Below are 7,197 nucleotides of genomic sequence, written 5' to 3'. Positions count from 1 at the left end.
ACTCATGGGTTGGCGATGTTAGCGACCCGAATTCAGCTACAACAACGGTAGTCATCGATGACGATAAAGAAATAACCGCCCGTTTTGTTGAAATACCTGTCCACACACTGACGATAGAAGTAAACGGCAACGGTACCACCGAACCTGCTCCGGGAACCCATGAATATCTGGAAGGTACGGAAGTTACGATTACCGCAATCCCAGCAGATGGACATCGCTTTACCGGATGGACCGGCGATGTTGCCGAGGCGGATTCGGCAACCACCACCATCACCATTACAGCCAATAAAACCGTAACAGCCAACTTCGTAGAAGGACCGCCGCCACCTCCCCAATTCACCAGCATAGAGGTCCTGCTCACCACCCGCAATGAAGCAGTTGTGACCTGGAGCACAGATCTGCCTGCTGCCGGAAAAGTAATCTATTGGGCAGAGGGAAGCAGCCAGAAGGAAACCCCTCTGGAAACAGATATTTCAACCCGGCATGTTGTGTTGCTTGAAGACCTTGAGCCGGGTAAAACCTACAATTACTCCACTGGCTATTGACGATTATGGTAATGAGGTTGCTTCAACGACAAATTCGTTCGCAACAGCCCATACCGAAGCCGCCTTCCAGATTACCGGCTGGGAATCCACAGTCGAAATAGCTGGTGATGGCAGAGAGGTTACCCTGGTTATTACAGTTGCAAATACCGGTGATTTGCCGGGAGGGTACGAGCTTACCCTGAAGGTTAACGGCACCACCAAGACAAGCCAGACAGTTAATCCTGGACCGAATAGCCAGGAGGCGGTTACTTTCAATGTGCTTCTTGAAACTGCAGGTAAATACAGCCTGGATGTTAACGGCTTTACTCTGGCTCTTGAAATCCCCGAACCGGCAGAGAAGCCAACAGTGGAGCCTACGACCACAACACCTGAAGAACCCGAACCCTTCAGCTTTACGGACTGGCTCAAGGATAACTGGCAAATAATACTCGGCATCGCGATGGGAATAATACTCCTGCTGGTAATAATAATACTGATACTGCACCGCTATTATTACATCGTTACTTTCGTCCGGCGCTGATAGTCGGAGCGCAGAAAATTATGAATATCCGACAATGCAACGCCATTTGCCGCATAACAGCTGGCGCTATACTTGCTTTTATTTCGATGGCTTTTATTCCCAGCCAGCCATCGGCTGCCGCACCTCTTAATCCGCTGGACTATTTTTCATATACCTATACTATTACCTTCAGCCAAACTTATGTACAGGAAGGTGAAGTCTTTTGTGCCAATTTGGAAGGCAAGGCTACCTGTATAAAAGATGCGCCCATTCATCCAACCGAAGCGTATATCAGAGGAAGGGTAGTTGGCCGTCATATCGAAAGCGGAAACAGAATTGCGCTCAATTCCGGATATTCAACAACCATCTCTCCCGTTCCTTCGCATGAGGGAGAGATTATAACCGCAGTTCAGGAAATTGCTCTGTATTTTCCCTGGGGCAGCCCGGCCGGGAAATACCAGGTTACTGCCGAACTGATAGAAGCAAGATTTAAAGCCGGCGGATTGTGGTTTGATGCAACCAGCGCTTTCCCCCAGCAACAGGATATGGGGGATGCATTCTATAACGTCACCGAACCATCTCCTGCGGAGCCCACTATAACCACTACTGCCCCAGTTCAGCCCACGACTACACCTCCGGTTATACCAACCACTACAACACCGCCCCAGACTACTACCACACCAACTACCACTCCGCCGACCACCACAGAGCCGTCCATACCTGCTGATCCAACTACAACCAACCCAGATCCGGGGGGGCATTCTATACCACCGGGGGCAACCGATATTACCAGCTTGACCGATGAAGCCGGCAAGATATCTGCGCCTGTCCTCGTATCTTCCGCAGATGGCTTTTCATCTATCAACGTAAAGCCAGGCATTACTGTTTCCACACAGGACGGCAAGGTGCCAGGCTGGTTAATGCTGTCTCGCACAACAACTGAAGGCCAAATGACCGAAGATACAATGATAATAGGCAATGCATATGAAGTACTCCCGGAAGGAGCTGTTTTCGAACCTCAGGCCACCATCAGCTTCTCCTATTACGACGCCCAATTGCCGACAGGCATGGATGAAAACCTCTTGCTTATTGCTCGATGGGATAATCAAACCGAAGAGTGGATTGCGCTTGAAAATCCGGTTATCGATTCTAATTCCAACACCATAAGTGCCTCTTTTTATGAGTCCGGCATATATGGAATACTCGCACCGGTATCTCCACCGGTTTTTGAAATACAGGATTTACAGATCTTTCCAACCACTGTCGCGCCGGGCGAACTAGTCAGCATGCGATGCAGGGTTACCAACACCGGTACAATTGCCGGTTATTACGAACTGGTGTTCAAGTTAAACGGTAATACCCAGGAAGTAAAAAGGATTTCCCTGGCTGGAGGAGAAACCAGAGAAATAAACTTCACCATCATCCGCAATTCCCCCGGAATATATACTGTGGAAATCAACGGTCTTGCCGGGAGTTACCAGATCGCAGCCAGCGAGGCGCCGACAGTTACCGCCACTACCACTGCTACATCTGCTCCCCCACCCGACCTGGAAGAGAAGGGTTTTAACTGGGTCTGGATAGTATACGCAGTCAATGGAATTCTGCTGATAATTGCAATAATTCTTGTCTTGAAATGGCGGACAAAGTAGCATTAGCACGTATGTGAAATATGAACCTGAAGCCGATGTCCGTTCTGTGCCCATCCAAACGGAAACGCTGTGTATGTTACAACGGGCACTCATAAACCAGTGTCACCCTTGAACAAAGTGAAGGGTCTCACACGAGTTGTGCTCGTCTATACGGAAAATCCTTAATTGCCGCTGCCGCTGTTATAGTCTATAATCAGCCCAAGAAAAACGGCAAATGCCATGGTAGCAGCGTAATTAAGATGACCGCCGGCTATCTTCGTCCTGATAATACAACTGGAGAAAATTAGAATGCGCAAAAGAGCAACCGGCAGCAACTAAATGCTTGATCTCATAATAATAGCGGTCCTGTCTTTAATACTCGTCCCTCTGGTTGAGTACACCACTGGAGCTGCCCGAATAGTCCTCGGATTAATCTTCTTGCTCTTTTCCCCAGGATACAGTCTAATTTCGGCATTATTTCCGGGCAAAGGTTCCATCAGTAAATTCGAAAGACTTGCATTGAGTTTCGGCCTGTCTTTTGCGCTGGTTTCACTTACCGGACTAATCCTAAACTACACTCCTTTTGGGATACGGCTTTACCCAATACTCATATCCCAGCTGATTCTAATAAGCATATTGCTGGTGATAGCATGGTTACGCCGCCGCAGTATTGAACCTAATCAGCGCTTCCAGATCAACCTCAAGCATAAAGCGGCCGAGGTATCCGGATTCTGGGCCAGTGAAACCCGGCTGGGTAAAGCTTTAAATGTGGTTTTGGCAATTAGTGCCATTGCTGCAATCACAACCCTTATTTATACCGCCACAAATCCAAAACCGGGAGAGAAATTCAGCGAGTTTTATATTCTGGGCGCCGAAGGAATTGCCGATGATTATCCGGAGGACATGGTACTTGGGGAAAGCGCTTGGGTAACAGTTGGAATCGTCAATCGCGAACATGATGTTACTATTTATAACGTTGAAGTGTTTATTGATGATGATCTTTCTGCAACCCTCGGACCGCTGGAACTGGCACACGAAGATAAACACGAATCTCGCGTTACTTTCGCCCCAAATACTCCAGGCAACAACCAGAAGGTTGAGTTTCGTCTGTATAAAAACGGTTCAAGCGAAACCTACCTCGACCTGCATATTTGGATAAATGTAACGAATCCCGGCTAACAGCTCAATCAAATTACCGGGGTAGTACTTTAGGAAAGGTACTAATTTCTTTTTGTTTATTACTCCTAAAAATGGTTGACAACTGCTTTTGCCATATGTTAATCTCTGCTCAAGGTAAAAATATATGATTACAACTGTAACTGTAAGTACAATTACTGCCATCACCGCCATGAGCGCTGAAGGTATTGCTGGTGCCCTTGGGGCAGTAGCCGTAGTAATGCTGATTTTATTTCTGTCTATCAAAGAGTTGGCTGGAGCCGGCACCTCGGAGGTATCCGGGCGTATATCCAGCTTTGTAACCCTTCCCATAATCCCGTTATTGATTGCTTTTGTTGTAATAGTTGCTATAAAAGTAATTGAGATTCTAGGCTAGCTTACCCGTCCTTCCCTTCAACAAATCAAAAGTTATATTAATGTGCCTCCTATGATATAGGGGGCTCATTTCTAATATCCCACAAAGTATTGTTTATAATTCTTGCATATTAATCCCCAACTATAATTACTGTACCCATCACATATATACAACCAACCTGTTTTGCTACAATATATCAGGCACAGCAAACGGGGGTGAATGTATTTTGGGCCACGAACAATATCTGTCTGAAAGACGGGAAGTCCATTACCGATCGCTCCTATATATACTTTTTTTCCTTAGTGGCAGCTGTTCACTTATATATGAAGTCGGTTGGATGAAAATGCTTTCTCTCATATTCGGGACAACTGCGATATCAACCAGTATTGTCCTGGCTTCATTTATGGGAGGTATGGCAATCGGCAGTTTCCTGGCTGGTTGGTTCACAGATAAAAGCAAACTCCCGTTAAGATTATACGGGATACTGGAGATATCAATCAGCGCCTTTGCCTTATTGATGCCCATTCTGTTCGCAGGCATAGATGATATTTACATCTTCATACATCGAAACCTGGGCGCCGGAATGGGAGCAATTAATATTATAAAGATTGCACTTTCTTTTATTGTATTGATTATTCCGACAGCGCTTATGGGCTCAACCCTGCCTGTTATCAGCCGCTTTTTCATAAATCATTTCAACCATTTCGGCAAAAACATCGGTCGGTTATATTTTGTCAACACTATCGGAGGGGCTATCGGGGCAATATTGGCTGGTTTTGTTTTGATAATTGTGCTTGGAATCAGAGAATCCACCTGGTTGGCTTCCGGAATAAACCTCTTGATTGGTATCACTGCGATAATTGCAGACTTAAAATTATCCAAACCAACTAAAGCATATAGTCTTCCGCAACAAGAAGAAAATCAACAAATTATCGGTTCAACCAGACAAGCCAAGTTGGCATTGGTTGCTTTTGGCATCGCTGGTTTTTGTTCAATTGCGCTGGAAGTATTGTGGACACGTTCCCTGATATTTATCCTGGATAATACTGCCCAAGCCTTCACGACAATGCTAGCCGCTTTTTTAACGGGTATTGCCGCAGGATCTCTTGTAATGGCACACTTTGTAGATAAACTCAAGCGGCCTTTCCTTTGGTTAGGCGCTATCATATTCGGAATAGGAATCAGCGGAGTTGTCTCGGTGCCAGTCTTTATTAATCTTGGGGCTGATGCCGGTATTTCTCTCAATCTATTTCAACCCGAAGCATACTGGCAGTGGGCATCTATCCGATTCTTCCGCTCTTTCCTGGTAATGCTTATTCCTACCCTGCTAATGGGAATGACTTTCCCGCTCGTAGCAAAGATATACTCCACTAGGCCAAAACTCGTTGGAAAAACGGTTGGCAGTATTTACGCTATTAACACCATCGGAGGCGTAGCAGGATCTCTGGTGGCTGGTTTTATCCTTATACCGTTTTTAGGTGTTTATCACAGCACCGTTGCAATCACTGCTGCATATATGATGCTAGGAATACTACTACTCGGATGTGAACCGGGTTCCGGGTTTAAAATGCAGATAAAAACAGTTCTGCCACCGACTTGTGCATTTATCCTTACCAGTATACTGGTTCTTACTCCCGGAAATCTGGTTTTTTCTTCCCAGGTCGAAAAACAAGAAACTGATTCGATAATCTTCTACGATGAAGGTATCGGCAGTACGATAAAGGTTTATTCTAATGAAGCTGGTTATCGCTATCTCAGTATCGATGGTTTCCCGGTTGCTTCTACAACACCACGCCACCGGGACATCCAGTTGGCGTTAGGGCACACGCCCTTGCTCCTCAGCCAGAAGGACAATGCGGATGTTTGCATAATTGGATTAGGTGCTGGCGGATCATCATGGGCTGCCACCTGCTACAACATTAATAAACTGGATGTTATAGAACTGGTGCCATCAGTTGCTCAGGCTTCACGTCTGCTGCCCGAAATTAATCATAACCTGTTCGAACTTCCAATTTTTAATCTGGTTTTTGCAGATGGGCGCAATTATCTGCATATGACCGAACAGCGTTACGATGTCATTTCAGTAGACGCCACCTCTCCAAAAAGTGCTGGGAGTGGAAACCTATATTCACAGGAGTTTTATCGTGATTGCCGTCAGAGACTGACTGAGGATGGATTGATGGTGCAGTGGCTTCCATTTCATCTGCTTTCCCCAGGAGAAATCGGTATTACTGTAAATACCTTTGTGAGTGTTTTTCCAAATACCTCTCTCTGGTTTACCCCGCTTCGTAACTATTTCCTCCTGGTTGGTTCAATGGATAGGCTGCAGATTGACTACGAAATACTCGAACAAAAAATCAGCCAGCCAATAATTGCCAATGAGCTGCGCAAGTTAAATATTAACAATGCCTTTGATTTTCTCAGCTGCTTTGTAATGGAAGGAAACAGCCTGAAAACATATGCCGGAACCAAGCACTTAAATACGGATAACCACCCCCGTCTGGAATACTCTCCTTCCTTGTATTATTTCCGCACAAATGACTGTACCCGGGAAAATATTTTGAAGGTTGCACCTCTAAGACAGACCCCTGAACCATACATTATCAACATACCAGGCGATAAAACAGCAATCATAGAAAAGCTCAATCAGCGTTTGGATGAAACTGCTATCAAATATTACTGGCCGCTGTTTTTTGAATGATTGTTTTTAGGGCAAGGGTTCAAACCAGGTCTTCCTGATAACTATACAAACGGCAAGCTGCTATAATGTTATCCGTGCTGCTGGGAGCATTCTGCAGGGTAGAATAACCGGCGCAAGTTTGCCCCGCCAGCGCAGCCAATAGTAAAATATCATATTAACCCGGAGTAGAGGTAAAACTATTATATGAATACCGGTACATGGAAAGATAAAACAGGCTTTGCCCAGAGCCTTAAGGGCGGAGTCATCATGGATGTGGTCAATCCCGAACAGGCCAAGATTGCGGAAGCAGCAGG

General features: G+C 45.8%; 8 protein-coding genes. 7 read left to right on the top strand and 1 reads right to left on the bottom strand.

What is annotated here, in order from left to right; translation table 11 throughout:
• The 3 genes from PHX29_06650 to PHX29_06640 all read left to right on the top strand — a co-directional run.
• The coding region (locus PHX29_06650; protein MDD5605563.1) for a hypothetical protein at positions 1 to 545 on the top strand (545 nt) is incomplete at its 5' end.
• Positions 496 to 1,065, top strand: a complete 570-nt coding sequence (locus PHX29_06645) for a hypothetical protein (protein ID MDD5605562.1) — start codon at positions 496 to 498, stop codon at positions 1,063 to 1,065. The genes PHX29_06650 and PHX29_06645, both read left to right, overlap by 50 nt.
• 20 nt (positions 1,066 to 1,085) lie before the next feature.
• Positions 1,086 to 2,693 (top strand): hypothetical protein, encoded by a 1,608-nt coding sequence (locus PHX29_06640; GenBank protein ID MDD5605561.1) that lies wholly within the window; start codon positions 1,086 to 1,088, stop codon positions 2,691 to 2,693.
• 161 nt (positions 2,694 to 2,854) lie between these two features.
• Here PHX29_06640 and PHX29_06635 read toward each other — a convergent pair whose 3' ends face one another.
• Complete coding sequence (locus tag PHX29_06635; GenBank protein MDD5605560.1) at positions 2,855 to 2,989, bottom strand: hypothetical protein; 135 nt, start codon at positions 2,987 to 2,989, stop codon at positions 2,855 to 2,857.
• Positions 2,990 to 3,011: 22 nt separating this feature from the next.
• Here PHX29_06635 and PHX29_06630 point away from each other — a divergent pair, with 22 nt between their 5' ends.
• The 4 genes from PHX29_06630 to PHX29_06615 all read left to right on the top strand — a co-directional run.
• The gene (locus PHX29_06630) at positions 3,012 to 3,851 is read left to right on the top strand and encodes a DUF1616 domain-containing protein (GenBank protein ID MDD5605559.1); all 840 of its coding nucleotides are present in this window, start codon (positions 3,012 to 3,014) and stop codon (positions 3,849 to 3,851) included.
• A gap of 124 nt (positions 3,852 to 3,975) precedes the next feature.
• A complete protein-coding gene (locus tag PHX29_06625; GenBank protein ID MDD5605558.1) occupies positions 3,976 to 4,224 on the top strand; it encodes a hypothetical protein in 249 nt (82 codons plus the stop codon).
• 316 nt (positions 4,225 to 4,540) lie between these two features.
• Positions 4,541 to 6,904, top strand: coding sequence for a fused MFS/spermidine synthase (locus PHX29_06620; protein MDD5605557.1), 2,364 nt, complete (start codon positions 4,541 to 4,543; stop codon positions 6,902 to 6,904).
• A gap of 183 nt (positions 6,905 to 7,087) precedes the next feature.
• Positions 7,088 to 7,197: pyridoxal 5'-phosphate synthase lyase subunit PdxS (locus PHX29_06615; protein MDD5605556.1), on the top strand; the 110-nt coding region annotated here is incomplete at its 3' end.

This window comes from Dehalococcoidales bacterium, from assembly GCA_028717385.1.
Taxonomy (GTDB): domain Bacteria; phylum Chloroflexota; class Dehalococcoidia; order Dehalococcoidales; family CSSed11-197; genus CSSed11-197.
Note: the sequence above shows the minus strand (reverse complement) of the source record. Positions and strands in the feature narration are given on the sequence as shown.